Source organism: Agromyces sp. Root1464, assembly GCF_001427265.1.
Lineage (GTDB): Bacteria > Actinomycetota > Actinomycetes > Actinomycetales > Microbacteriaceae > Agromyces > Agromyces fucosus.
This window is the reverse complement of the sequence record NZ_LMFU01000001.1, coordinates 366,558-392,842: the sequence shown is the minus strand read 5'-3', so window position 1 is coordinate 392,842 and position 26,285 is coordinate 366,558. Positions and strand designations below refer to the sequence as shown.

The following is a 26,285-nucleotide window of genomic DNA, read 5'->3' as shown; positions in this document are numbered from 1 at the left end:
CTCCTTCGTCTGACCTCTAGACGTACCGGCCGAGTTAGTAGAGCATATAAACAAAGTCGTCCGGAGGTCGAGAGCCAGACGAAGAGCAGTGCCCAGACGAAGGAGTCACCGCGTGCAGCTGAACCATCCACGCCGCCTCACGGCAACCATCGCGGCCCTGGCCGTGATCGCCGGGCTCACACTCGCAGCGACACCGGCCGCGAACGCCGCGAACGCGACGAACGCGGCGAACCCGGCGAACCCGGCGAACGCGGCCGAGCCGTCGGCCGCTTCCGCGTCGACCGACGATCCATTCGCGAACGCGACCGTCTCGCAGAGCTCCAAGCTCGACGGCGACGCCTCGCCGAGCTGGGGGCCCGAGCTCGCGATCGACGGCGACACGAGCGGGGTCTCGCCGGCGATCTCGCACACGGCGCTCGAGGCCAACCCGTGGTGGCAGGCCGACCTCGGCTCGGTGGTCGACGTCGAGAGCGTCGTCGTGTGGAACCGCACCGACTGCTGCTCGAACCGCCTCGCGTCGTTCTCGGTGTTCCTCTCGGCCGAGCCGTTCACCTCGACCGATCCCGCCGTCGTGCGCGCGCAGCCCGGCGTCGAGGAGCACACGGTCACCACCGCACCGTCGCCGTTCGTCACCATCCCGGTCGAGCTCGATGCCCGCTACCTCCGCATCCAGATCGAGGGCACCCAATACCTCTCGCTCGCCGAGGTGCAGCTGCTGCCGGCCGGGCACTCCACGTCGATGAGCCGCACGACGGTGCCGGCGTTCGACACGTGGGCGGATGCCGCGGGGTCGCTGACCCTCGATGAGACGACCCGGGTCGTGATCGATCCGGCCTCCCGCGATCTCGCGGCGGTCGCGTTCGGCGACGACGAGTTCGCGTCGAAGAAGACGACGGCCGAGACGGCCCAGGTGTTCGCTCGCGACCTCGCCGAGGTGTCGGGTCTCGATCCCGAGGTCGGCACCGGCACGCCGCGCGGCGGTGACATCGTCTTCGCCCTTGAGAACACCGAGGGCACTGAGCAGTCGACCGGTCGCGACGGCTATGCGCTCGAAATCGCCGACGGCATCGTGCGGGTGAGCGCGAACACCACGAGCGGCCTGTACTACGGCGGTCGCAGCGTGCTGCAGGCGCTGCGCGCGCACGACGACCATCGCACGCTCGGCAACGGCAGCGGCCTCGACGTGCCCAGCATGGAGCTGCGCGCCAACACGATCGACGTGTCGCGCGAGTACTGGGAGCCGCGGAACATCGAGGACGTGATCCGCCAGATGGGCTGGCAGAAGCAGAACGTGCTGATCTTCCACTTCGACGATGCCGAGTACTTCCGGTTGAACAGCCCGGCGTACCCGGGCCTCGCCGACCCCGAGTTCAGCTACGACCGCGAGCAGATCCAGCGGTTCGTCGAACTCGGCGCCGAGCACAACGTCACCGTCATCCCCGCGTTCGAGTATCCGGCGCACGTGTCGGCCAAGGCCTCGTACTTCCACATCGGCATGGGCGACGGCCCGCTCGAGGTCGAGCCCGGCTACGGCCCGCGCGAGACCGGCGCCGATGCCACGAACACGTGCGGGCAGCCGTACACTCACAGCCACCTCAAGCCCGACTTCACACTGAACTTCATGAACCCGAAGGCGATGCGGGTCTCGAAGGAGATGCTCGACGAGTTCGTACCTTGGTTCGACGCGCCATGGGTGCACATCGGCGGCGACGAGGTACCGGCCCAGCTGAACAACTGCCCCGCCCTGCAGGCCTGGTTCGCCCAGCAGCCCGACATCAAGACGCTCGCCGATGTCGAGGCCGCGTTCATCAACGAGCTCGACGCGCACCTCGAGGGCATGGGCAAGCGAACGGTCGCCTACAACGGCTTCGAGAACGGCGTGCCGGCGGGCGCCCAGCCGAAGGTCGACACCGACGTCATCGTGCAGCTGTGGACCGGCCCGAACAACCCCGCGAGTCTCGCGGCGTACGACAAGATCATGGGCAACGAGTCGCACTACTACCTCGTGCCGGCTCGATCCTCGTATCCGAAGGTCGGCGCGATCTTCGGAGCCGAACCCGCGGCGATGCAGGTCGACCCGGCGAACCCCAAGCACCTCGGGCTCGGCATGCACATCTGGGGCGACGACCTCGGCTGGGCCGAGGGGCAGTACCTCGAGAGCATCGCCTACCTGCCGAGGTCGGCCACTGCCGAGCGCACCTGGAATGCCGGCCCGCCTGCGGCCGGGGAGACGCTCGCGACCTTCACGGCACGACTGGCGGCGATCGGCACCGCGCCCGACTACACGGGTGTCGTGCCCGTCTCCGCGACCGATGACGGGCGCCCGATCCACGACTGGGTGGCGGCAGAGACGGCTTTCCCGGCGGGCATCTTCGATGCGCACTCCACGTCGAACCGTCGGCCGCTCACCGAGGTGTGCGGGCTCAACGGCATGACGCCGCTCTTCTCGAACGTCTCCGACGTGACCGATCCCGTGCAGGGTGTGGTCAAGCAGCTCGGCGGCAACGGCGCAGCGGCGGGATGGCACATGGGCGCCGTCGAGGTCTCGGGCGACTGGAGCTATGCGGTCAACGTGAAGGTGCCGGCATCCGTCACCGGTCGCGTGCAATTGCTCGACTCGCGCTCGGGTGCGTGGCTGAAGCCCGACGCCGACGGCGTGCTCCGCACGCAAGCGAGCTCGATCGACTTCGCGCTCGCCGGCTCGGGGCAGGTGGGCTTCGTGAACAATGGCGGCGCCGTCTCGTTCTCGTACGCGGCACCGCGCGATCAGTGGGTGCAACTCGTGTTCGTGTCGACGGCCGGGTCGACCGTGCTCTACGCGAACGGCGTGCAGGTCGGCGCCGTCGACTCGACGCTCCCGCTGCCCCGCTCGTGGTTCGCCGCACCGCGCCTCGTGCAGCTCCAGGGCATGCAGGTGTACGCCGAGGCGCTCTCGGGCGCCGAGGTCGCTGAGCAGTACGGCACCGGCGTGCCCGTGGTGCCCGAGGCGAACTGCCAGCCGCGGTTCGTGCCCGAGCCGCCCGCCGAGCTGAAGGACGTCGTGGAGTTCGAACCGAGTAGCGGCCCGAACGTCGAGGTCACCGTCGGCGAGCGCTGCATGGCCGGCAAGGTGTTCCTCTCAGTACGGGTGTCGAACCTCGAGGACGTGTCCGTCGACGTGACGGTCTCGACGGCCTACGGAGACAAGCGATTCGCGGCCGTGGCTCCGGGGAGGAACGCCGTGCACGCGTTCAACACGCGCTCGACGGCGATCGACGCCGGCACGGTGACGGTGACCGCCGTCGGCGACCTGGGCGGCGGCGGCGCGGTCACCGGGGAGTACACGGTCGAGCACGCGGCGATGTCCTGCTGAACGCGACTGCGCTCAGCAGGTCGTGCTGAGCATCCGGCCGGGCCAATGGACGGGGTCGGCCGGATGCGTCAGTCGACGAGGAACCCCGCGATCGCGAGCGCCATCGGCTTCGGCTCCCACGCGTGGTCGGCGGCCGGCACGGTGCCGCGGAACGCGTGCGGCAGGCTCGCCATGAGCGAGTCGGCGGCCGGCGTCATGAACTCGAGCGTCTGCTCGCCGAGCAGCACGAGCGTCGGCTGCGTGACGCCGGCCCAGAGCGCCGGCCGCGGCGCACTCTGCGTCCAAGCGAGCGCCTCGGCGTCGGGCTCGAGGCTCGGGCCCATCGAGGTCATGATCGGCCAGCCGGGGCTCGCCTTCGCGCCCTCGAGCCACTCTGGCGGCATGTCCTTCATGAAGTACTCGATCGTCGCGTCGCCGTCGCCGGCCGCGATGCGTTCGCGCAGGCCCGCGAGGAACTCGGCGCCGTCGGTGCCGAGCTCGGCGTTCAGCGGCACTTCCCACAGCACGAGCTTCGAGACCGCGAGACCGGATGCCGCGGCCGCGAGTGCGATCGCCCCGCCCGAGGAGCTGCCGAAGAGGGCGACGGCCTCATCGGCGCCCTCGGTGGCCACGTCGATGAGCGCGCCGAGGTCGTCGAGCGTCTGCGCGAGCGTGATGGGCGCTTCGGCGGCGCTCTCGCCACGGCCGCGCCGGTCGTAGTGGTAGACCGTGAATCCGTGACCGGCGAGTTCCTTCGCCATCTCGACGGTCGCCGGGTCGAACGCACGGAACTGCATCGCGCCGTCGACGAGGATCACGGGCGGACCCGAGCCCTGGCGGTCGTAGGCGATGCGCGTGCCGTCGGCGGAGGTCGCGAACTCGGTCATCAGATGCCCCTTCGTCTCGGTTCTGGGTCAGGCTACGCCGACAGGGCGAGTCGTGCCACGGGGATGTCGGTGGGTGGTGGCATCGTGGGTGTCACAACACCATATGTAGGGGTCGGCGGGGTGAAGCACCCCCAAGGGTTCCGATTCGCGACACGCCCGGCATCCGTCCACAGGGCAAGAGATTTCGAAGACGCCGGCTGTGGATAACCTCCGGCGAAGCCGCGAGAATCCGCCGGTCACCGAGGCATCCGCTGTTCATAACCCGTGGATAACCCCGTGGATAACTACACGAATGTAACTACAGCATGTTGTGGCAGTCGAGTTCTTCGAACACTAGATGTAGTATTGAAGTACGAAATGCAACACCGGGGGACGGGCTCCTCCAGAGCCTGAGAACGAGGGGAAAACAATGACGGTCACGGTCTACACCAAGCCTTCTTGCGTCCAGTGCAACGCGACGTATCGCGCCCTCGACAGTAAGGGCATCGAGTACGAAGTGCTCGACCTCTCTGTCGACGAGAGCGCCCTTGCGCAGGTCAAAGAGCTGGGCTACCTGCAGGCCCCGGTCGTCATCACCGACGAAGGCCACTGGTCGGGATTCCGTCCCGACAAGATCGACGAGCTCGCCTCGCGCCTCGCATAAGAGGCACCGGTGAGCTCGGGGGAGTGAACCGGTGGAGAACGCAGTCGCGAAGGACGCACCATGACGAATCTGGTCTACTTCTCGAGCGTCTCGGGCAACACGAAGCGCTTCATCGAGAAGCTCGGCCGCTCTGCGGCTCGCATCCCGCTGCATGCGCGTGAAGCAGCATTGCACGTCGACGAGCCCTATGTGCTCGTCGTGCCGACCTATGGCGGCGGCGACGGCAAGGGTGCCGTTCCGAAGCAGGTCATCCGCTTCCTGAACGACCCCGACAACCGCTCGAACATCCGCGGTGTCATCAGCGCGGGCAACACCAACTTCGGTACGGCCTTCGGTCTGGCCGGCGACATCGTCGCCGCCAAGACCGGGGTGCCGCACCTCTACCGCTTCGAAGTATTCGGAACACCAGACGACGTTCGCGCCGTCAACGATGGATTGGACGCATTTTGGCAAACACAGCGACAACTGACGGCGTAGCGCTCATCGACGCACCGCGATCGGCCAGTGGCATGGACTACCACTCGCTCAACGCGATGCTGAACCTCTACGGCCCGAACGGCGAGATCCAGTTCGACAAAGACCGTGAAGCGGCGCGCGAGTACTTCCTGCAGCACGTCAACCAGAACACCGTCTTCTTCCACTCGCTGAAAGAGCGCCTCGACTACCTCGTCGAGAAGGAGTACTACGAGCAGGCCGTGCTCGACCAGTACTCGTTCGAGTTCATCACGAAGCTCAACGACCTGGCGTACTCGAAGAAGTTCCGCTTCGAGACGTTCCTCGGCGCGTTCAAGTACTACACGAGCTACACGCTGAAGACGTTCGACGGCAAGCGCTACCTCGAGCGCTTCGAAGACCGCGTCGTCATGACGGCCCTCGGCCTGGCGCAGGGGGACGAGAAGCTCGCCGTCAACCTCGTCGAGGAGATCATCGGCGGCCGCTTCCAGCCGGCCACGCCGACCTTCCTCAACACGGGCAAGGCCCAGCGCGGCGAGCTCGTCTCCTGCTTCCTGCTCCGCATCGAAGACAACATGGAGTCGATCTCGCGCGGCATCAACTCCGCCCTGCAGCTCTCGAAGCGCGGCGGCGGCGTGGCGCTCTCGCTCTCGAACATCCGCGAGGCAGGCGCCCCGATCAAGCAGATCGAGAACCAGTCGTCGGGCATCATCCCCGTGATGAAGCTCCTCGAAGACTCCTTCAGCTACGCCAACCAGCTCGGTGCCCGCCAGGGCGCCGGCGCGGTGTACCTGAACGCGCACCACCCCGACATCATGCGGTTCCTCGACACCAAGCGCGAGAACGCCGACGAGAAGATCCGCATCAAGACGCTGTCGCTCGGCGTCGTCGTGCCCGACATCACGTTCGAGCTCGCCAAGAACGGCGAAGACATGTACCTCTTCTCGCCGTACGACGTCGAGAAGGTCTACGGCAAGCCGTTCGGCGACATCTCGGTCACCGAGAAGTACCGCGAGATGGTCGACAACCCGCGCATCAAGAAGACGAAGATCAACGCGCGCGAGTTCTTCCAGACGATCGCCGAGATCCAGTTCGAGAGCGGGTACCCCTACATCGTGTTCGAAGACACGGTGAACAAGGCGAACCCCATCAAGGGCCGCATCAACATGTCGAACCTGTGCTCGGAGATCCTGCAGGTGAACACGCCGACGACGTACAACGAAGACCTGAGCTACAACGAGATCGGCAAGGACATCTCGTGCAATCTCGGCTCGCTGAACATCGCGCTCACGATGGACTCGCCCGACTTCGGCAAGACGGTCGACACCGCCATCCGTGGCCTGACCGCTGTCTCGAACATGAGCCACATCACCTCGGTGCGCTCGATCGAAGACGGCAACGACAAGTCGCACGCCATCGGCCTCGGCCAGATGAACCTGCACGGCTACCTCGCTCGCGAGCGCATCTTCTACGGCAGCGAAGAGGGCATCGACTTCACGAACATCTACTTCTACACGGTGCTGTTCCACGCGCTGAAGGCGTCGAACGCCATCGCGAAGGAGCGTGGCGAGACCTTCGTCGGCTTCGAGGACTCGAAGTACGCGTCGGGCGAGTTCTTCGACAAGTACACGGATGCCGCGTGGGTGCCTGCGACCGCCAAGGTCACGCAGCTCTTCGCCGACTCCAACGTGCACATCCCGACGCAGGAGGACTGGAAGGCGCTGAAGGCGTCCATCCAGGAGCACGGCATCTACAACCAGAACCTGCAGGCCGTGCCGCCGACCGGTTCGATCTCGTACATCAACAACTCGACGGCCTCGATCCACCCGATCGCGTCGAAGATCGAGATCCGCAAGGAAGGCAAGCTCGGTCGCGTGTACTACCCGGCTGCGTTCATGACGAACGACAACCTCGAGTACTACCAGGACGCCTACGAGATCGGCTACGAGAAGGTCATCGACACCTACGCCGCGGCGACGCAGCACGTCGACCAGGGCCTCTCGCTCACGCTGTTCTTCAAGGACACGGCGACGACGCGCGACATCAACAAGGCGCAGATCTACGCATGGAAGAAGGGGATCAAGACGATCTACTACATCCGCCTGCGTCAGCTCGCGCTTGAGGGCACGGACATGACTGAGTGCGTCTCATGCATGCTGTGAGCATTTCTCACGTTTCGCCGGTCGAGTAGCGAAGCGTATCGAGACCCGTCGCCACGCGACATCCGCTCTCTCTTCTTGAAGGATTTGAAATGACTCTCACGGACCCGGTGAACTCCGCCAGCAACGACCCCGCCCACACGGGCGGCAAGCTGAAGCTCGTCAGCCACGTCAACGCGATCAACTGGAACCGCATCCAGGATGACAAGGACCTCGAGGTCTGGAACCGTCTGGTCAACAACTTCTGGCTGCCCGAGAAGATCCCGCTGTCGAACGACATCCAGTCGTGGAACACGCTGACGCGTGACGAGCAGGTGCTGACGATGCGCGTGTTCACCGGGCTCACGCTGCTCGACACGATCCAGGGCACGGTCGGCGCGGTCTCGCTGATTCCCGACGCGATCACCCCGCACGAAGAGGCCGTCTACACGAACATCGCGTTCATGGAGTCGGTGCACGCGAAGAGCTACTCGTCGATCTTCTCGACGCTGTGCTCGACGAAGGACATCGACGACGCCTTCCGCTGGTCGGTCGAGAACGAGAACCTTCAGAAGAAGGCCGCGATCGTCATGGAGTACTACCAGGGCGACTCCCCGCTGAAGCGCAAGGTCGCTTCGACGCTGCTCGAGAGCTTCCTGTTCTACTCGGGCTTCTACCTGCCGATGTACTGGTCGTCGCGGGCGAAGCTCACCAACACCGCCGACATGATCCGCCTCATCATCCGCGACGAGGCCGTGCACGGGTACTACATCGGCTACAAGTTCCAGAAGGGTCTCGAAGGTCTCTCGCAGGCCGAGCGCGACGACCTGAAGGACTACACGTTCTCGCTGCTCTACGAGCTCTACGACAACGAGGTGCAGTACACGCAAGACCTCTACGACGGTGTCGGCCTGACCGAAGACGTCAAGAAGTTCCTGCACTACAACGCCAACAAGGCCCTTATGAACCTCGGCTACGAGCCGATGTTCCCGAAGACCGTCACCGACGTGAACCCGGCGATCCTCTCGGCGCTCTCGCCCAACGCTGACGAGAATCACGACTTCTTCTCGGGGAGTGGCTCGTCGTACGTGATCGGCAAGGCCGTCGTGACTGAGGACGAGGACTGGGACTTCTGACCAACGGGCCCGATCCGACGCCGGAGTCGCTCCCGTATCCTTCGCCTGAAGGATGGCTGCCCGATCCGCAGTACTTCCCGACCTCGGCCATCTGGGCCGTGGGCGGTGTCGCGGTAGCGGTCGGCATCGGGTCAGCGCTGCTCACCGCGGCGGGGTCGTTGGTGTGGGGTGTCGTGCTCGCTGTGCTCTTCGGGTTGATTGCACTGACCGCGATGGTGTTCGGCCTCTTCGCCGTGCGTCGGAGCCCTCCGCAGTTGATCAACGCCGTGACGCTCGGCCGAGCCACGGCGCGGCCGGTCGATGGTTGGGTGCACTTCTGCCGTGAACGCCCAGTGCGAATCTGGAGCGTGCTGTGGTTGATCGTGATGGGGCTCGGCACCGGTGTACTGCTCGGGTTGGCGATGCCGGGCGTGCTGGGCGCACCCGGCGGCCTGTGGTGGTTGTTCCTGTTCGTTCCGTTGCTCGTGCTCTGCCTCGTGCCCATCGGGGCCGGGGTGCTCCAGCTCGTACTCGACCGCAAGAACACCTCCTTCGGCAGGATCCCGGTGGGGCTGACCCTCAGCCGTCATGGCGTGGCGCGGTACCTGATCGCCGGGGGCGTGCGGTGGGTGCCGTGGGAGACGATCAGCGGCGTCGAGGCGCACGTGCATTCTCGCGTCAGCATCAGTCGTATCGGCACGGCCGAGCCATTGGAGTTCACCGCGGGCGTCTTCGAGCAGGACGCGGTGCTGCTGTACTGCGCGGTGCGTTTCTACGCCGAGCATCCCGAACTGCGTGAGGAGCTCAGCACGATCGTGGCGCAGCGCCGCTTCGAGAGCTGGGATCGCGCGCTCAGCGTTCGCTGAGGGACCGGAATCTCGTCCACAATTCAAGGCACCTCCGAGGTCCAGCCAACCGAGTACTGCAATCTTCGGGTTGAGCCCGTCGAAACCGTGCGTGCGTGATTCGACGGGCTCAACCCGATGAACGGGTGTCAGCCCCGGTGGCTCAGCAGGTCAGGTCGGCGTGTTCGACCGTGACCTCGCCGGTGACCGGGCCGGCGCCCAGGTCTGTGGCAGTGGCCACCGTGAGGTCACCCGGATCCAAGGTCGTCGCACGGGTGTTGAACGCGTGCACGACGTTCTTGTCAGCCGCGACCGCAGTGAACTGCTTCTGACCGAACTCCGTGGTGATCGCCACGTCGACGGGCACGGCCTCGAGATTGTGCACGCGAGCCGTGACGTACGCTTTGCCAGCGATGCAGCGCTCATCGACGGTCACCTCGACGTTCGGGCTGACCTCCTCGGTGCCGGACGGGGTCACCCGGAAGCCGTCGACCAGCATGAATGATCCTGACTTCTTGACGAGCTTGATCGTGTGCGAGCCCGGCGTCACGGCCGTCGAGAACACCTCTTGCATTGCAAGCCGGCTCGTCGCTCGCGCGTCCACCGTCGTCTGGAATTGGCCGTCGATATAGACATCGATCAGGCCGTAGCTCGGTTCCTTCTCGGTGACGAACCCGATGCGGCTCCCCGTGAACGTGAACGTCGCGGACGAGTTGTCCACCGTGGTGTATGCCACATCGTTGTTGTGGTTGCCGAAGTCGCGATTGATGCTCGTCGACCAGCCGCTGCCCGCGTAGGCGATCGCCGGCGAGTGGTTGTTGACCACTGTCGGGCGCAGCACCTGGAGCGCATCGAGGACGAGGTACTGCCCCGAGCGTTTGACGACGCGAATCGTGTGCGTGCCGGATGCCAGGTCGCGCTTGCTGAAAACGACCTGCTTCACCTGTCGCGCGCCGGCGGCGTACGCCGAGACCGTCTGGACGAGCGTGCCATCGATGTACACGTCCATGTCCCCGTACGTCGGGTGCCGCTCCGAGACGATCTCGATGCCGGTTCCCTCGAAGGTGTAGCTGAATTCCGCGCCGTTGGCTGTGGCGTACGACACGTCGCTGTTGTAGTTGCCGAAGGGTCGCGCGAGACCGCCGTTGCGGGACCACCCGGCCCCATAGGTGATGAACTGGTCGGTGTCCGCGACGCGCAACTGCCCGAGGCCGCCATGCACCAGAGCAGCAAGATCTTCGAACCGGTTCTGGGTCGCATTGCCCCAGGCCCCGTTCTCCCACATCATGACGTTCATACTGAATGGCATGCGACGCGCATTCATCGTCGCGATCCGATCCCGGAGTTGAGGCGCCGTTTCGGCCGAGGTGATGATCTGCTGACCGGATCCGGTGATGCCCCAATTGTTCTCTGTGATGCTCATCAAATGATCGGCCTCACCGACTCCCGGACCTGCGATGATCTTCCCGTCGCTGCCGCTGGGGGCCGAAATCCCCGGCCACGGGCTGCCGTTGCTGGCGATCTCACCGAAGAAGATGTCGTCGGTGTTCGTGATCTGAGCGGAATTCCAGCCGCCGTTGAAACTCACCATGCGCTGGGGGTTGCCTGCGCGGGCGGACTGCTTGAGGTCGAGATAGCTGTACCCGTAGTAGGCGTTTCCATCATCGAAGAACCACCCGTCGAGGTCGCTGCCGTAGCGGGTTCCGATCTCCTCGATCACAGTCTTCCAATTTGCGATGAAGGTCGCGCGATCGCCCCAGCCGCGGGTGGGGTAGGTGCTGGGGAACTGCTGCTTCTGCCACCAGTCGGTGGTGTTCGCGCCGAGATGCCAGTCCTGCCCGGTGTGGTAGTAGAGATGGAAGCCGATGTTGTCCGCCTTGAGCGCGCTTGCGACCTCGCCGATCAGATCTCGCTGCGTCGTACGGTCGCCGTGTCCGAGGATCGCATCGACAGAGGAGATCGGCGCCGACATCTGATACGTCCACCACGAAATGGACCAGATCACGTATCCGGCGCCGGTCGCCTTGACCTTCTCGACGAACGCCGGCACATCGAAGTCGTTGGTCTGCTGCTCCATCGACTTCTTCGTTCCGCTACGGGGCCCACCCCAGGGACCGTACTGGAAGAAGAGGCCGTACGGCGTGCTGGTGAACGCGCTCGTATCGGCGCGAGCCGCAGCGACATCCGCCTGGTATGCGCTGTATTCGCTGGACGGGAACATCTCGAGCGCCTTCAACGACGCGGTTCCCGAAAGCGAACCCGTTCGCGTGAGCGTGATGCTCGATGTGCCGGCTGGGAGCGCCACGTCACCGATCAGTCGGCGGTCCCATCGGCCTTCAGCCATCGTCGTCGTGACCGGGGTCGTGGACAGCACGGGCCCGCTGGCATCCCCGCTCCGCACGGTCAGTTGGAACTGCTGCCCCTGAGGGGCAGCCATGAGCGACTGTACGCGGTACGTGCGGGCAGCAGGCTGAGTGACCGTCCAGGTGAAGTGCTGGTCGGCTCGCGTCCATCCGGACATGTACAGGTCGAACGGCCAGCCGGGAGCGCCCATGGTGAAGTCGGAGCTGCGCGCAGCACGGTTCGCACCGAGGACGACCTGGCCGTCGACGTCGGTCACGGTGCTGAGGGGAAGCTCGGCGGGGCCGCCTTGGGGGAGATCGCTCGCGGCCGATGCCGCGTTCGCGCTCGTCAGGAGGCTGGCCGTCAGCGCGATCAGCGCTAAGAAGCCCACTCCGGCGCGTGGAAGTCGTCGGTGCATGGTGTGTACCTCTCGTCGTCGTTGACTGGGAATGTTACGCGTACCACGCCTCAGCATGATCCGGCGGCTACGGCGCTGTCAAGAGGTCGCGCGAGAGGGGCGGACGGTGATGCGACGACCCGCACGCAGGTGAACCATCCCTACGGACGCACGTCCGAGCCTGGACTGCGGGCAAGCCCGACCTGCCTGTCGGCTGTCAGTTCGCCGCGGGCGGTGGAGCTGTCGAGTCGTGAACTTCGAAGCGCGTCGGGAGAATGATCTCCCGGCCCGGTCCGTCTTCGTCGCCTGCGAGGCGGCCCAGCAGCATGCCGGTTGCCAGTTCTGCCATCTCTGCTGCGGGCTGAATGATGCCGGTGAAGAACGGGTCGAGGACCGAGTCGCTCCGCGCGTTGTCGAAGGTCGCGATCGAGACATCCTCTGGCACCCGCATCCCGAGCTCACGAGCAGCTTTGGCAGCGCCGATGGCGATGAAGTTGTTCGCCGTCACCATGGCGCTGGGTCGGTCGTGGCCGCCGAGCACCGACAACGCCATCTGGTAGCCGCCTTCGACCGTGAAGGGGGCGTTGCGCAATGCGACGGGCGACAATCCCGCACCTCGAAGCGCCGAGATGAAGCCGTCTGTTCGCTCCAGAGCGGAGACGATCTCGCTGGGACCGGACAACATGGCGAGCCGCTTGTGTCCGAGGTCGAGGAGGTAGTCGGTGAGTTGTCGTGATGCCGTGCCCGTGTCACAGCGCACGACATCCACGTCGTTCCCTGGCATGGGGTAGCCGATCACGCTGATCGGCAATCCCTGGCCCTGGACGAAGTCGACCGAATCGGGTCGGTTCGTCACCGGAGCGAGCACGATGCCGTCGACGCGTCGCTGCACCAGCGCGCGCAGCTGCGTCAGCTCGTTCTCCTCGCTCGCCTCGGTGTGGGTGAAGAGCACCGTGTAGCCATCACGTCTGGCCGTGTCGCCCACGCTGCGGATCTGCTGAATGGCGAAGGGATTGCTGATGTCGGCAACGACGAGCGCAATCACCATCGTCCGATTCGTGCGGAGAGTCTGGCCGATCATGTTCGGCACGTACTTGAGCTCTGCGATGACCGCCTCGACGCGAGACCGAGTCTTCGGTGACACCGAGTCAGGGTTGTTGAGGACCCGCGACACTGTCATCGGGGCGACGCCGGCCCTGTCTGCGACATCTCGGATCGTGGCCATCGTCCCTCTCATACCTGCTCCTGCCCACCGATGCTACGCGTAACACCGAGCGTCGGCGTCGCACTCTGGATACCCAGAGGCCACCGATCACCTTCCGGTACGCGAACGCGCCCGGGCGGATGCTGCAAGGCCCGTGACCTTCTACGATGCTCGGTCGGCTCTGGCACCGCCCCCACCTCCGCCTCAGCCGTGTGTCGTCAGAGGAGTCGGGGACTGCTCGTCACGCAGCACGATATCAATCACCGGCGCCAGCAGGTCCGCCACGTCTGGTGGGATCGTGATGACGAGCTCGCCACGAGGGTCCGCTTTGCCAGCATGCACTTCGGGCAGACTTGCGATTCCGACGAAATCAAGCGTCCGCGAGTCGCCGACGACGTGGACGGACTCGATGCGTCGGACCGGAATATTGGAGACCGTGATCGAATCCCACGGTCGGAGCGTGCAGTAGACGAAGACGTGCTCGCCATCCGAGTCGATCTTCCGCCCCAGCGGGAGCGGCGCCCTGAGGTCCGCTGGTCGTGAGATCGATCCGTAGACCGCTGACGCATTGCGTCGAATCCACTGCCCGATGTCGTCGAGTCGGGACGCCGCTTCCTCCGGAATGCGGCCATCGCCCCTGGGCCCGACGTTCAGGAGAAGGTTGCCCCCCGAGGAGACGGTCTCGGCGAGTGTCGCGAGAATGGAGGGCGTGCTCTTCCACGGTCCGTCATCTGGCACCCAGCCCCATGAGTCCGTCATCGTCATGCAGATCTCCCATGGGCCGGCCGGCACCCGCTCGGGTATCTGTTGCTCCGGGGTCGCGAAGTCGCCGAAACCGACGCACCGATCATTGACGACGCAACCGGGCTGCAGGGAAGCGACTAGCCTGCGTATCTCCGCGAAATCCCATTCCTCAGGGGTGTGCTCGAATTCGCCGTCCAGCCACAGAACGTCGACGACGCCGTAGTTGGTCAGCAGCTCCGTCAGTTGGCCGATGAAGAACGCTCGATACCGCTTCCACTGGGCCTCGGAGACCCGTTGGTAGCTGCCGATCCGATACGGCTTCGTCACTGTCTCATCTGTCATGCGTGGATACTCTGCGTGGTACCAGTCCGGGAGGGAGAGGTACAGCCCGATCCGAACGCCGGCCTCCCTCAGTGCCGCGACGAGCTCCGCAGTGAGGTCTCGCCCGAACGGCGACGTCTTCGCGATGGAGTAGTCCGAGAGTCCCGTGTCGAACATGGCGAATCCATCGTGGTGCTTTGCCGTGAAGACCGCGTAGGCGGCACCGGAATCGGCGATGATGCGCGCCCACTCGACGGCGTCGAAATCCTGCGGGTCGAACTCCGCCGCGTTCGCGAAATACTCGTCGCACGCGACCGGCTCTCGCGGAGGGTGCTGCCCCTCGACACCTCCGGTCATCTGCCACGACAACTCCCATCCGCGGTGAGCAGCATGACCGAAGTGGATGAAGACTCCGAAGCCGGCTGAGGCGAACCAGTCGGTGTTGACGTCGTTGCTGATGATGAACTCCCTCGTTCGTGTTGCGATTGTGAAATGATACGCGTACCATCACCGTATCGCGACAGTGTACCGGGCAATCAGCCGACTGCTCATCGGAGGCGGAACGGGCTTGATGCCCTCGTCGTTGCGATGCGCCAACAGTGCGATCCTTCCCTCGGGCAGGATCACGATCACAATGAAGTGAAAGGACAGATCACATGAGATTGCGCAACGCAGCAGTCACCGCGGCAGCCCTCGCAGCCTCCGCGCTGGTCCTCGCGGGATGCGGCTCGAACGGTGGAGTCGGTGGAAGCGATGACGTCGAGCAGAACACCGGCGAAAAGGCCACGATCAACTATTGGACTTGGTTCCCGCCGCAAGCGACGCTCGACGCGGCCATCGCCGCATTCGAGGAGGAGAACCCGAACATCACGGTGGAGCTCCGCACCTTCGAAGCCGCGGATTACCAGAAGCAGCTTCCGCTCGCTCTCTCCGGCGGTGAGAGCATCGACGTGGTGGGTGTGCAGGTCTCGGCCATGACGAACTCGGTCAAGGACTACCTGCACCCGGCTGATGAGTGGACCGGCGACTGGCTCGCCGACATCAACCCCACGATGGTCGAGCAGACGACGTCGATCGCGGATGATGAGGTCCTCTACTCGGTGCCGATGGGCTCCATCGGCAGCCCGCTCATGTACTACAACGCCGCGATGCTCGAGGAACTGGGCATCGAGGTGCCCACGACGGCAGCCGAGTGGAAGGTCGCGGTCGACGAGATCAAGGCGCAGAAGCCCGACGTCACCCCGGTCGTCTTCACGGGAGAGCCGTACTGGCAGGAGGAGATGCTGTTCGGCATCGCCGAGCAGAACTCGCCCGGCCTGTCCGATGACATCATCGGCGGCGACGGCGCGTGGGATCAGCCGGCGCTCATCGAAGGCCTCAACACCTACAAGTCGATCTTCGACGACGGGATCGTTGGAACCGACGTGCTGAGTCTGCAGGGCACCCGTCCCAGCGAGCTGTTCTCCGCAGGCCAGGCGGCGTTCTACATCGACGGTTCGTGGCAGAACTCCCTCCTGTCGGCCGCCTACCGGTCCGAGAACGGGATCGAGCTCGAGGACGTCGGCGTCACGGGCCTGCCCGTGATCGACGGCGGATCTCCCGCGGTCCGGGCGCTGGCCGAGGGCGGTCTCGCGATTCCGGCGGCGTCGAAGAACGTCGAGGCGGCGACGGCGTTCATCAAGTTCATGGTGGAAGCCGGCGGCGCGGACGTCTGGGCCAAGGACCTCGTTCTCGTTCCGAGCCTCGACGGCTACACCCTTCCCGACGGCGTCCTCGAGAGCGACGCTGCGCAGCAAGGCTTCCAGACGGCCAGCACTCTCATCGGAGCGCCGACGTCCAAGCGGGACAGCCAGCAGGACTTCCTGAACCAGGTGGAAGGAAACGCGATTCTGGACGTCCTTCGCGGTACGAAGACCGCTGAGGAAGCCGCTGCGACGATGCAGGAGGAGTGGACCTCCGGCCGCTACCCGCACGGTTCGGACCAGTGACGACGACCGAGACCTCCACTCTCGTCACGCGCGCGGGGGAACGGCGGCAACGCCGGTCCCCCGCGCGGGGGGGCCGCGGGAGGTCGCCTTTCCGCGGGGGATGGTACGTCGTCCTCTTTCTCGGCCCGCTCCTGCTGTTCTACGGGGTGTACTTCCTGTACAGCTTCGGCATCCTCGGGATGGTCAGCACCGAGCGCGTGGGACTGACGTTCCGCAACGCCGTCGACGTCGGGATGCAGAACTTCGTCCTCGTTCTCGAGGACCCCACGTTCCAGCGCTCCCTGATCAACACGATCGTGTTCGGGCTGTTCAGCGTGCTGGTCGCATTGACCCTGGGCTTCATCCTGGCCATGATGCTCGCGTCCGGCGTCAGGATGCGCAGACTGTTCTACACCGTCTTCCTGCTGCCGTCGTTGATCCCCATGTCGCTGTTCGCGACGGTCTTCAGCCGGATGCTGGAGACACGCGACGGCGCGATCAACGATGGCTTGCGTAACCTCGGCCTGGGCTTCCTCGCCCAGGACTGGCTCGGCGACCCAACTGCCGCCTACGTCGCGATCGGCATCCTGCTCACGTATACGATCGGGCTGCCGATCATGTACTACACGACCGACGTCGCGCAGGTGAATGCCTCGATCGTGGAGTCGGCCACCTTGGACGGCGCATCCGTGTGGCAGATCTACCGCATCATGCTGTTCCCGTTGCTGCGTACGACTCACATCACCGTGATCCTGTCCGTCATCCTCGGATCGTTCCGCGCTTTCGACATCATCTACTTCTCGACCGGCGGCCAGCCGGGTGGGCGCACCGACATCACGGGCACCTATATCTACAAAGCGACGCTCGGCCTGGATCGGGTCGGCTACGCCGCCGCTGCGTCCATCATCGTGCTGATCATCGCGCTCATCATCTCGGTCGTGCAGATCATCGTGCGACGGAAGGCCTCGTGATCATGGCACGCATGAAAACCCAACACGCCGCAGACGAGGAGGCCCTGCCGCTGCGCAGCCGCCGGATCGACAAGATCCTCATCTACGGGTTCCTCGTCATCATCGGCCTGGCGTTCGCCGCGCCCCTCATCAATGCCGTGCAGATGTCAGTCGCGGTCGGAGGAATCGGCAACTACTGGGCGGTGCTCACCCGCACCTTGAACGGCGTGTCGATTCCGCAGACCTTCCTGAACAGCGCGATCATCGCGCTCATGCACGCCGGGCTCGTGTGCGTGATCGGCGCCCTCGCCGCCTATGCGTTCTCGTTCATCCCCTTTCGGGGACGCGAACCGCTGTACTACGGGGTGCTCCTGTTCCTTGCGGTCCCTGCCACGTCCATCCTCGTTCCCGTGTACTTCATCAGCGGCACTCTGGGCCTGTTCAACACCCACATCGGTGTGGCCCTGCCCGAAGCGGTCCTCACCTTGCCGTTCGCGGTGCTGCTCCTTCGCAATCGGATGGATGACATTCCCCGTCAGCTCGTCGAGGCTGCGATCCTCGACCGCGCGAGCCACATCGGCGTCTTCTGGCACGTTGCAGTACCGCTCTGTCGGGGGCCGCTGTTCAACTTGGCCGCGCTGAGCGTGATGTGGTCACTCCAGGACTTCCTCTTCCCGTCGGTGCTCCTCCGCTCGCCCGCGCTCACAACAGCGGCGCAGGCGGTGCAGACGATCCGCAGTGCGTTCGGGCCGACCCCCGCCGAATCCTCCCAGTACTACGCAGCGCTCGTGCTGCTCGGCGTGCCCGCGCTCGTGATCATCCTCTTCGCCTTCAAGTACGTCACCAGCGGCCTCTCCGCCGGCGGCGTAAAGGAGTGAGCGGAGCGCCAGCTCGCACAGCCCGGCCGCCGGCCACCGATCACCATCGTCTCCTGACTCATCTCAGCGGCGACCTGACTCACCTCCAGAGCGGACCTCAGATGAGCCGCCAGACCCTCCCCGGAGAGATGCAATGACAACCACCATCACCACGGCGCGCGCTTTCCTCGTCGACATCACTGTCGAGACGGAGCGCACCGATGCGGTGCAGAGCTTCGTGAAGCAAGAGACCATCTTCGTCGAAGTGTCCACGAGCGACGGCCTGCATGGCCGCGGCTACGCATACACCATCGGCACCGGTGGCCGGGCGGTGCTGTCGATGCTGCGCGAGCACCTCCTCGATGTGCTGATCGGTCAGGATGCCGACCGCATCGAGGCGGTCTGGCATCGTCTATTCGCGTCAACGCGGGCGACGACCACCGGCGCCATCACATCGCTTGCGCTGGCCGCGATCGATACCGCGCTGTGGGACGTGGCATGCCAGCGAGCCGGGCTGCCGTTGTGGCGACTCGCCGGCGGGTTCCGACGCGACGTGCCGCTCTACGACACCGAGGGCGGCTGGCTCCATCTTCCGATCGACGAGTTGGTGGACGGAGCCCTGAGCTCCCAGCGGAAGGGGCTGAGCGGGGTGAAGGTCAAGATCGGGAAGCCGAATGGCCAAGAGGACCTCGAGCGGCTGGCCGCCATACGTGACGCGGTCGGATCCCAGTTCGACCTCATGGTCGACGCGAACCAGTCCATGACCGCGGCGGAGGCGATCCGCCGTGCCAGGCTGTTCGATGGGCTCAATCTCGGTTGGATCGAGGAGCCGCTTCCAGCGGACGACATCGAAGGCCACGTGCGCCTGTCGCGATCGACGGCGACACCGATCGCAGTGGGGGAGTCGATGTATTCGATCGCCCAGTTCCGTGAGTACCTCGACCGTGGCGCGGCCAGCATCATCCAGGTCGATGTCGCCCGGGTGGGCGGGATCACGCCATGGCTGAAGGTCGCCCATCTCGCCGAGGCGTTCAACGTCGACGTGTGTCCGCACTTCCTGATGGAGCTTCACGTGAGCCTGGTCGCAGCCGTCCCGAACGGGCGGTATGTGGAGCACATCCCTCAGCTGCGTGCGGTCACCAAGAAGGAGATGCTCATCGAGAGTGGCCGCGCATACGCGCCCGAGAGCGTCGGACTCGGCATCGACTGGGATCGTGACGCGATCGAAGACCGGATCGTCGCGTAACGAAGCCGCTGCCCAGCGCCAGGACGGCAGGACACGTCGGTGAGAGTCAGTCCGCAGCCACGTCCTTCGGCGGGTTGAACATGAACTCGATTCGGATGCCGTTGTCGTCTTCGACGAACGCCGCGTAGTAGCGGTCGCTGAATCGCGTGAATACCTTCGGGCCACTGACGGCCGTCCAGCCCGCATCGATCGCGATTGCGTGCAAGCGGTTGACCGTCTCGCGCGAATCAACGGGGAAGGCGAGGTGCTGCCATCCGACCTTGCCGTGGCGGTGCGGACCGCTGCCCGGTTCTCGAGTCGGGAAGAGGATGAGCTCGTCTTCGCCCAGAGACCAGGACACGCTGTCGTCGGCGTCCTGCCGAGTACAACCGAGTGCGACCATCACCGGGTCGAACTGGGCGATCGAGCGGGGCAGGTCTTCAACGGAGAGCCCGAGATGGTCGAAGAGGCGCATCCGGCCATCCTATGAGGCACGATTTCAGAGTGGAAACCGCTGCCGCAGCGTTCATCGATCGCACCCTCCGAGCCGAGGGATCGGACGAGCGCGCGACCGCGGATGCCGCGCGCATCGCCGGCGGCCTGCGGTTCTACGGTGCATCAGTGGGAGCGGTACGGGGCGCGGTGAGAGACGCGCGGCGGCGGCATCCGGAACTGTCTCATGACGAGGTCACCGCACTCGCATCTGAGCTGTGGGCCGAGCCGGTGTACGAGCGCCGGCTCGCCGCGGTCGTGCTGCTGCAGGGGCAGGTGCCGACGCTGCTCGTCAACGACTTCACCCGCCTCGAGCAGTTGCTGCGATCGGCAGGAGCGCGAGAGCTCGTCGATCCGCTCGTCGCCGATGTCGTGCGTCCGTTGCTCGAGCGACTGGAGGGCCCCGACGCGGCTCGGGCGAACCGCATCGTCGATCGGTGGGCGAGCGAAGGCCTGTTGCCGGAATCGTGACGGCGGATGTCCCGCACCGCGACCAGCCCCGCTGCCATGATGTGAGCACGTTTCAGATCACAATCGGGGGATATGCGTGAACAGAGATCGCGTGAGGGTGTCGGGGCTGCTCGCTACGGCCATGGTGTCGATCGTCGTCGTGGTGGGGCTCGCGGGATGCGCCGAGGGCACCGACCCGGTGGATCGGGCCCAGGCGCAGGTCACCGCGAAGGAGAAGGCGCTGGCGACCGCTCAGGCCGAGTTCGACGCGGCATCCGCGGAGTTCTGCGGCGCGAGCCGCGACTACATCGACGCGCTCGATGTGTACGGCGACGTGCTGCACGACACCGCGATCACCGTCGGCGACGTGCAGACGGCCGGCACCGACCTCGCCGACCCTCGCGACGATGCGTTCGACGGCGCCGAAGCCGCGGTCGATGCGCAGCAGGCGCTCGTGACCGCCCAGCAGGAACTCGTCGACGCGCAGGTCGCGCTCGCCGCGGCCGAGGCCGGGCCGACCGGCACGCCCTCCGTCGTTCCGACCGAGGTGCCGACCAGCGCGCCGCTGGCACCTGCCGCCTCCGTCGACCGCGTGAAGCAGGCTGAAGCCGACTTCGATGACGCGCAGGCAGCCGTCACCCCGCAGACACCGCTGGTCGAGGCATCCGAGCAGTTCAACAGTGCGGTCGTCGCGCTCGAGATGGCATGGCTCAGGCTCTTCGCCGATGCCGGTTGCCTCACCGACGACCAGCAGGTGGAGGCCGTGGCGTCGGTCACCGCGTACACGTACGCGCTGCAGCAGGACCTCGCCACTGCCGGGTATTACACCGGCTCGGTCGACGGGGTGTCGGGGCCGCTGACCGTACAGGCGATCGAAGACCTGCAGGAGGCGAACGGGCTGCCGGTCACGGGCACGGTCGACAAGGCGACGGCCGAAGCGCTTCAGGCCGAACTCGTGACGCTCGGCGGTGCAGCCGCGCAGGAGTCGCTGGCGTCGACGGCGGCCGTGCAGCAGACGCTGAAGCTCGCAGGGTTCTGGGACGGACCGGTCGACGGGGTGTGGACCGACGAGCTCACCGCGGCGCTGCAGGCACTCCAGACCGAGCTCGGCGTCGAGCCGACCGGTGCGGTGGATGCCGCGACGATCGCCGCCTTCGAGCGCGCGATCGCCGAGCTCACTGCTCCGGATGCCTCGCCGAGTCCGTCGCCGTCGCCGTCGCCGTCGAGTCCGCCGGCGGGCTGAGCAACGGATGGCCGATCGGGCCAGCTGATCAAGAATCGGCTCACCATGTGAACGCGCGCCCGGGTACGGGGAACCGGGAACTTCGCCCGTTGGATGTGCAAGCGGGTCCGTAGATCTGCGACGGCCGATCGCCCGCGCGATCTCGTGCTGGAGCGAACCGTTCGAACAGCCGGAGTGGGGCGTACAGTGGGTGATTGGGGAGAGATCATGCCTGACAAATCGCCGCACGATCATCACGTCAAGAAGCCGGCCACCAAGACGCTCAAGGAGAAGCGCGCTGAGAAGCACGCCAAGGAGCACGAACACGACATGAGCGCCGCATCCGATGCGGTGCAAGAGGCGTATAAGGCAGACCAGGCGCACAAGAAGCACTAGGCCGTTGTCCTTCTCGACGAAGGACGCGGAGTAGCACTCGTTGAACCGCGGATACACCTCTTGGCGTGCGAGACTGCCTCGGTGACCGACATCGAGATGGCGAGCATCGACGGGGGCGCCGTCGCCCTGCACGACGCGCGCCGCCAGGTGCGCTGGAGCGTCGAACTCGAGCCGTTCGAGATCGGGGTGTATCCGGTGACGCAGGAGCAGCTCGCCGAGCTGCTCGGCGAGACCGCGACGCATCCGCGACGCCCGGCGACCGACGTGAGCTGGCTGCGGACGATCCGCTTCTGCAACGCGGCATCCGAATGGGAAGGGCTCGAACCCGCCTACACGTACGACGGCGAAGACGTCACCTGGCACGTCGATTCCGACGGGTTCCGGCTGCCGACCGAGGCCGAGTGGGAGTTCGCGTGTCGTGCCGGCTCGACGCGTCCGCACTACGGCCCGCTCGAGGAGGTCGCCTGGACGAGCGCCGACGGCGTGACCGCGCCGCAAGACGTGGGCGGCAAGCATCCGAACCTCAATGGGCTCTTCGACACGCTCGGCAACGTGTGGGAGTGGTGCTGGGACCTGCTCGACCCGTCCCGCTACGACGAGTATCGCGTGTTCCGCGGCGGCGGATTCGCCGACGACGCGTGGAGCGTGCGCGCGTCGGTGCGCCGCGGCGGCGCCCCGCGCATGCACCACCCAGACGTCGGCTTCCGTGTCGCACGCGGCGGCTTCGAGACAACGGATGCCGCGCAAGGCTGGTCTGCCGCGGCTGACGAGGAGCGGGCGGCGATCGACGGGCCGCTGCCGTCGGGGTGGACGCCGCGCGGCTGACGCTTGGCAGCTGACGGGCGGTGCTGGCGCCGACGAAGTTCGCCGCGTGCTCGCCAGAAGGCACCGCCGCGTGGGAATCTGTGTGCATGGGGGAAGAGGTGGCGCGTTCTCGTCGTACCGCTGCGGTGGCGGCGGCCCGCCCCGTGAGGTTCGTGCTCGACGCGTACAACACCGAGCATGCCGTCTACGGGCTGGTGCTCGTCACGGCACTCATCACCGTCGGGTGGAAGTTCGACACCGACTTCGAGGTGCTGCTGTTCATCGTCGGTACGGTCGGCGTGTTCTGGCTGACGCACATCTATGCCGTCGTCGTGGCGAGCCGCCGCACGGCACAGGGGCGCGCGGTTCCGATCGGCCGGGCCATCGCTCGCACCGCCTCGCATTCAGTGGGGATGCTGCTGGCGATGCTGCTGCCCGCACTGGCACTCGCCCTCGCAACGCTGGGATGGATCGACCAGTATGTCGCGTACTACATCGCGCTCTGGGTCGGGATCGTGAGTCTCGCCGTCATCGGCTGGGTCAATTCCGAGCGCAACAACGGCGCCTGGTACCTCCGGCTGCTCAGCGCGGCGATCACGACGGTGCTGGGGCTCGCGGTCATCTGGCTGAGCTCGCTCGTGCACTGAGGCGCGCCGGGGCGTCGCTCACGCGTGCTGCGTGGTCAGCTGATGAGCCCGTAGGCGCTGGCAGTCGCGAGGAGGTTCCACGCGGCGTGCGCGACGATCGACGGCGCCGTGCGACGGGTCGCCATCGCCAGGGCGCCGTAGACGATGCCCGCGAACAGGGTGCCCGCGGCAAGGATGACGCCGTTGACGCCGCCGAGCACCTGCGGAAGATGGAGCGAGGCGAAGATCAGCGCGGTCACGAGCACGGCGGCGTTCGTTGCCCGGAAGCTGCGGTCCTGGTCTGGCGCATACCCGTCGAACCACCGCTTGAGGGAGGGTTGCAGCATGCCGCGGAAGACGACCTCTTCGATGAACGGCGCACTGACGACGGACAGGACGAGCATCGGTACCCAGATCATCGGGTCGGGGGTGACGACGACGTTGGTGGGGAGCCCGCCGGGGTCACCGAAGATCATCAGCGCGACGCCGATGAAGATCGGCCCGACGAACCAGATCACGGCGATCGCCACAGGAATCGCGAGGAGGTCGACCCACCGGAACGAGAGACCGTAGTCGCGGATGAGGCTGCCGGTGCCCCATCTTTGGGAGACGAAGACGATCCAACTGACGACGAGCACGGGCATGGCGATGCTCACTGCCAGCCAGACCGGGTACGTCATCAACTCGAACGGAATGATCGACGGTCCCATGATGCAGGCGACGAAGATGCCGACGCCGACGAGGGCATGAAGAAGACCCCATCGATGAGCCGATGGGATTACGGGGGCGGGCGCAGGGGCCGGGGTGGGCAGCGCTGAGGTGTCTACGACGATGACCGTACCGGAACGCGGAGGGAGATTCCACGCGAGCCGGCGCGAGCGTCACGGACGACGAATGGCGGCGACCCAGTCTGCATACGTCTGAACGCCGTGGTCGGCAGACGGCCCCGGAAGGATGGTGCCGTCGCGCAGCGCCTTTCCGAAGCCGCCGGGCAGCGCGATCTCCCAGATCGGGCCCGTGTTGCCGACCGCTGCAGAATAGGCCCGCACCATGTCCGCCATGCGGAGTGCTTCAGGGCCGGCGAGATCGGCAGGTCGCCCGGCGGGCCCGCCTTCGGCAAGAGCGACCAGGCGTTCACCGACCTCGCGGGCGGCGACCGGCTGCGAGACCATCTTGGGAACGACCGTGATCGAACCGAACCTCATCTGCCCGGAGAGCTGCTGGGCGAACTCGTGGAACTGGGTGGCGCGAAGGATCGTCCACGGCACCGGGCCGGCGCTCACGACCTCCTCCTGCCGCTGCTTCCCGGCGTAGTAGCCGAAGGGTGCGCGGTCGCTGCCGACGATCGAGAGCGCGAGGTGGTGGGGAACGCCCGCGGCCTGCTCCGCGGCGAGCAGGTTGTTCGTCGTGGTCTCGAAGAACTCGATCGACTTCTTCGCCGATTGCGTCGCCACGGAAGCGACGTCGATGAGGGCAGCCGTTCCGTCGATCGCCCCGGTGAGCCCGGCGCCCGTCATGAGATCCACTCCCGTGGAGCGGGAGAGGATGACGACGTCATGTCCACGCTCACGCGCGACATCGACGACGTGGCGGCCCACGGTTCCGGTTCCTCCGGCGACGGCGATCCTCATTCGTGCGTCCTCTCGATTCAGCTCGACCTTCACCAGTAAAGACCCTCGTGCGGGGTGATTTGTGACAGTCAGCCCATGTCGGTCGGGGGCACCTCGCCGGTGTACATGCCGTACGTGCGGTCGGCGGCGGCCTTCGCGACATCCGCTGCGGTGCCGTCGTGCTGTTGAGCGGCAGCCCACTCGTCGGCCGAGCGCCGCATGAACGACTTGCCCTCGTCGGTCGCGACCCAGGCCGCCGCCTCTTCGGGCGCGATGCCGTCGGCGCCGCCGGCGAAGTGCAGCGCGAGGCCGAGCAGGCCCTGGTCCCAGCCGATGCCGGTCGCGGAGGGGCCGAACTGCTCCCAGAAACCTTCGGGGACGCTCGCCGCGGTCGCGACGTTCTCGAGCTCGAGGCGAGTGGACGAGGCATCCACCGCGACGAGCCGGACGTTCACGATCGCGGGTTCGCCCATGCCCATGCCCCAGGTGACGGTGTAGCCGGCCTGCCCGCCGTTCGGCGGGTCGCAGCGCCGGATCTCGCCGCCCGCGTTGCCTTCGAACTGGTAGTTGCCGCCGAGCCGCAGGTCGCCGCTGACCGGCAGGAACCAGCGCGGGATGCGCTCGGCGGAGGTCACGGCGTCCCACACGTCGTCGATGGGGGAGGGATAGGTCTGGGCGAGCGTCTGCACGTAGGCGAGCGCGTCGTCGACCTCCTTCGTCTCGATGCTGCGGGTGACGGCGTCGATCTGCGCGTTCACGTCAACCATTTCAGTACTCCTTCCATTCAGGGTCGCGGCGGGTCGACGGGAGTCGTCGGGCCGCCGTTCGGGGGTGGGTCGCTGGGCTCGCGTTCGGCGTCGGCTGCCTTCCGCTTCGCCAACCGGCCCCGTGCGAGCTCGGTGCCGAGGGCGTCGAGCTTCGGTTGCCAGAAGCTGCGGAAGGTGTCGAACCAGGCGTCGGCCTGGGCCAGCGGTGCGGGGTCGACGGCGTAGAGCCGCCGCGCCCCGTCGGGTCGCACGGTCACGAAGCCCGACTCGCGCAGCACGCGGAGGTGCTGCGAGACCGCGGGCTGGGAGATGCCGAACTCCGCTTGGATGACCCGGCCGACGTCGCCGGCCGGCGCCTCGCCGTCGGCGATCAGTTCGAGGATGCGGCGTCGTACCGGATCGCCGAGGACATCAAGAGCGTGCATGCGACCATAATTGCATCGCGACTTATATAAGTCAAGTCTTATTGTATCTTCGCATTCTGATGCGAATCGGTTG

The 26,285-nt window shown here is 66.0% G+C and carries 24 protein-coding genes; 15 read left to right on the top strand and 9 right to left on the bottom strand.

The features are described 5' to 3' along the window. The first annotated feature begins 112 nt into the window (after nucleotides 1–112). Nucleotides 113–3,352 carry a family 20 glycosylhydrolase gene (locus ASD23_RS01825; protein WP_056005488.1) on the top strand — a complete coding sequence of 1,080 codons (3,240 nt, stop codon included), beginning with the start codon at nucleotides 113–115 and terminating at the stop codon, nucleotides 3,350–3,352. 68 nt (nucleotides 3,353–3,420) lie between these two features. Here the strand turns inward: ASD23_RS01825 and ASD23_RS01820 are convergent, their stop codons facing one another. After that, the gene (locus ASD23_RS01820) at nucleotides 3,421–4,218 is read right to left on the bottom strand and encodes an alpha/beta fold hydrolase (RefSeq protein ID WP_056005484.1); all 798 of its coding nucleotides are present in this window, start codon (nucleotides 4,216–4,218) and stop codon (nucleotides 3,421–3,423) included. 409 nt (nucleotides 4,219–4,627) lie between these two features. Between ASD23_RS01820 and nrdH the strand changes: the two genes are divergently transcribed. The 5 genes from nrdH to ASD23_RS01795 all read left to right on the top strand — a co-directional run bounded on the left by nrdH (nucleotide 4,628) and on the right by ASD23_RS01795 (nucleotide 9,433). Further along, complete coding sequence (gene nrdH / locus ASD23_RS01815; protein WP_056005481.1) at nucleotides 4,628–4,861, top strand: glutaredoxin-like protein NrdH; 234 nt, start codon at nucleotides 4,628–4,630, stop codon at nucleotides 4,859–4,861. Nucleotides 4,862–4,921: 60 nt separating this feature from the next. Then, nucleotides 4,922–5,338 carry a class Ib ribonucleoside-diphosphate reductase assembly flavoprotein NrdI gene (gene nrdI / locus ASD23_RS01810; protein ID WP_056005479.1) on the top strand — a complete coding sequence of 139 codons (417 nt, stop codon included), beginning with the start codon at nucleotides 4,922–4,924 and terminating at the stop codon, nucleotides 5,336–5,338. 32 nt (nucleotides 5,339–5,370) lie between these two features. Continuing rightward, nucleotides 5,371–7,476, top strand: a complete 2,106-nt coding sequence (gene nrdE, locus ASD23_RS01805) for a class 1b ribonucleoside-diphosphate reductase subunit alpha (protein ID WP_056005476.1) — start codon at nucleotides 5,371–5,373, stop codon at nucleotides 7,474–7,476. Nucleotides 7,477–7,565: 89 nt separating this feature from the next. After that, on the top strand, nucleotides 7,566–8,588 hold the full coding sequence (gene nrdF, locus ASD23_RS01800) for a class 1b ribonucleoside-diphosphate reductase subunit beta (protein WP_056005472.1): 1,023 nt from the start codon (nucleotides 7,566–7,568) through the stop codon (nucleotides 8,586–8,588). Between the two features lie 98 nt (nucleotides 8,589–8,686). Next, a complete protein-coding gene (locus tag ASD23_RS01795; RefSeq protein ID WP_056005469.1) occupies nucleotides 8,687–9,433 on the top strand; it encodes a hypothetical protein in 747 nt (248 codons plus the stop codon). Nucleotides 9,434–9,575: 142 nt separating this feature from the next. On the opposite strand, the gene ASD23_RS01790 is transcribed toward ASD23_RS01795, so the two are convergent. The 3 genes from ASD23_RS01790 to ASD23_RS01780 form a co-directional block, all read right to left on the bottom strand. After that, nucleotides 9,576–12,173, bottom strand: coding sequence for an alpha-L-fucosidase (locus ASD23_RS01790; RefSeq protein ID WP_162248716.1), 2,598 nt, complete (start codon nucleotides 12,171–12,173; stop codon nucleotides 9,576–9,578). Nucleotides 12,174–12,369: 196 nt separating this feature from the next. Then, nucleotides 12,370–13,377, bottom strand: coding sequence for a LacI family DNA-binding transcriptional regulator (locus tag ASD23_RS01785; RefSeq protein ID WP_056005463.1), 1,008 nt, complete (start codon nucleotides 13,375–13,377; stop codon nucleotides 12,370–12,372). A 183-nt stretch (nucleotides 13,378–13,560) separates the two neighbouring features. Next, nucleotides 13,561–14,880 carry an alpha-L-fucosidase gene (locus tag ASD23_RS01780; protein WP_268753190.1) on the bottom strand — a complete coding sequence of 440 codons (1,320 nt, stop codon included), beginning with the start codon at nucleotides 14,878–14,880 and terminating at the stop codon, nucleotides 13,561–13,563. 197 nt (nucleotides 14,881–15,077) lie between these two features. Between ASD23_RS01780 and ASD23_RS01775 the strand changes: the two genes are divergently transcribed. The 4 genes from ASD23_RS01775 to ASD23_RS01760 all read left to right on the top strand — a co-directional run bounded on the left by ASD23_RS01775 (nucleotide 15,078) and on the right by ASD23_RS01760 (nucleotide 19,441). Next, on the top strand, nucleotides 15,078–16,409 hold the full coding sequence (locus ASD23_RS01775) for an ABC transporter substrate-binding protein (RefSeq protein WP_082571095.1): 1,332 nt from the start codon (nucleotides 15,078–15,080) through the stop codon (nucleotides 16,407–16,409). Further along, a complete protein-coding gene (locus tag ASD23_RS01770) occupies nucleotides 16,406–17,359 on the top strand; it encodes a carbohydrate ABC transporter permease (RefSeq protein WP_147305634.1) in 954 nt (317 codons plus the stop codon). Before ASD23_RS01775 ends, ASD23_RS01770 begins: the two co-directional genes overlap by 4 nt. 2 nt (nucleotides 17,360–17,361) lie before the next feature. Then, a complete protein-coding gene (locus tag ASD23_RS01765) occupies nucleotides 17,362–18,216 on the top strand; it encodes a carbohydrate ABC transporter permease (RefSeq protein WP_235507642.1) in 855 nt (284 codons plus the stop codon). A 133-nt stretch (nucleotides 18,217–18,349) separates the two neighbouring features. Continuing rightward, entirely contained in the window at nucleotides 18,350–19,441 is a 1,092-nt protein-coding gene (locus ASD23_RS01760; RefSeq protein ID WP_056005452.1) for a mandelate racemase/muconate lactonizing enzyme family protein, read from the top strand. Nucleotides 19,442–19,487: 46 nt separating this feature from the next. Here the strand turns inward: ASD23_RS01760 and ASD23_RS01755 are convergent, their stop codons facing one another. Next, nucleotides 19,488–19,895 (bottom strand): VOC family protein, encoded by a 408-nt coding sequence (locus tag ASD23_RS01755; RefSeq protein WP_056005449.1) that lies wholly within the window; start codon nucleotides 19,893–19,895, stop codon nucleotides 19,488–19,490. Nucleotides 19,896–19,924: 29 nt separating this feature from the next. On the opposite strand from ASD23_RS01755, the gene ASD23_RS01750 reads away from it, so the two are divergent. From ASD23_RS01750 to ASD23_RS01730, 5 genes are all read left to right on the top strand, one after another. Next, nucleotides 19,925–20,383, top strand: coding sequence for a DNA alkylation repair protein (locus ASD23_RS01750; RefSeq protein ID WP_235507601.1), 459 nt, complete (start codon nucleotides 19,925–19,927; stop codon nucleotides 20,381–20,383). Nucleotides 20,384–20,459: 76 nt separating this feature from the next. Continuing rightward, nucleotides 20,460–21,605: a peptidoglycan-binding domain-containing protein gene (locus ASD23_RS01745; protein ID WP_235507600.1), complete on the top strand. Its 1,146-nt coding sequence runs from the start codon at nucleotides 20,460–20,462 to the stop codon at nucleotides 21,603–21,605. A gap of 207 nt (nucleotides 21,606–21,812) precedes the next feature. Beyond that, the gene (locus tag ASD23_RS01740; RefSeq protein WP_157376978.1) at nucleotides 21,813–21,980 is read left to right on the top strand and encodes a hypothetical protein; all 168 of its coding nucleotides are present in this window, start codon (nucleotides 21,813–21,815) and stop codon (nucleotides 21,978–21,980) included. 81 nt (nucleotides 21,981–22,061) lie between these two features. Further along, nucleotides 22,062–22,805, top strand: coding sequence for a formylglycine-generating enzyme family protein (locus tag ASD23_RS01735; protein ID WP_200941662.1), 744 nt, complete (start codon nucleotides 22,062–22,064; stop codon nucleotides 22,803–22,805). Nucleotides 22,806–22,903: 98 nt separating this feature from the next. Next, nucleotides 22,904–23,431 (top strand): hypothetical protein, encoded by a 528-nt coding sequence (locus tag ASD23_RS01730; protein WP_157376977.1) that lies wholly within the window; start codon nucleotides 22,904–22,906, stop codon nucleotides 23,429–23,431. 35 nt (nucleotides 23,432–23,466) lie between these two features. Here the strand turns inward: ASD23_RS01730 and ASD23_RS01725 are convergent, their stop codons facing one another. From ASD23_RS01725 to ASD23_RS01710, 4 genes are all read right to left on the bottom strand, one after another. Continuing rightward, entirely contained in the window at nucleotides 23,467–24,090 is a 624-nt protein-coding gene (locus ASD23_RS01725; protein WP_162248715.1) for a CPBP family intramembrane glutamic endopeptidase, read from the bottom strand. A 201-nt stretch (nucleotides 24,091–24,291) separates the two neighbouring features. Then, a complete protein-coding gene (locus tag ASD23_RS01720) occupies nucleotides 24,292–25,041 on the bottom strand; it encodes an SDR family oxidoreductase (RefSeq protein ID WP_056007584.1) in 750 nt (249 codons plus the stop codon). 68 nt (nucleotides 25,042–25,109) lie between these two features. After that, nucleotides 25,110–25,787 carry an SRPBCC domain-containing protein gene (locus tag ASD23_RS01715; protein ID WP_056005430.1) on the bottom strand — a complete coding sequence of 226 codons (678 nt, stop codon included), beginning with the start codon at nucleotides 25,785–25,787 and terminating at the stop codon, nucleotides 25,110–25,112. 17 nt (nucleotides 25,788–25,804) lie between these two features. Then, nucleotides 25,805–26,212, bottom strand: coding sequence for an ArsR/SmtB family transcription factor (locus tag ASD23_RS01710; protein ID WP_056005427.1), 408 nt, complete (start codon nucleotides 26,210–26,212; stop codon nucleotides 25,805–25,807). Between the last annotated feature and the right edge of the window lie 73 nt (nucleotides 26,213–26,285).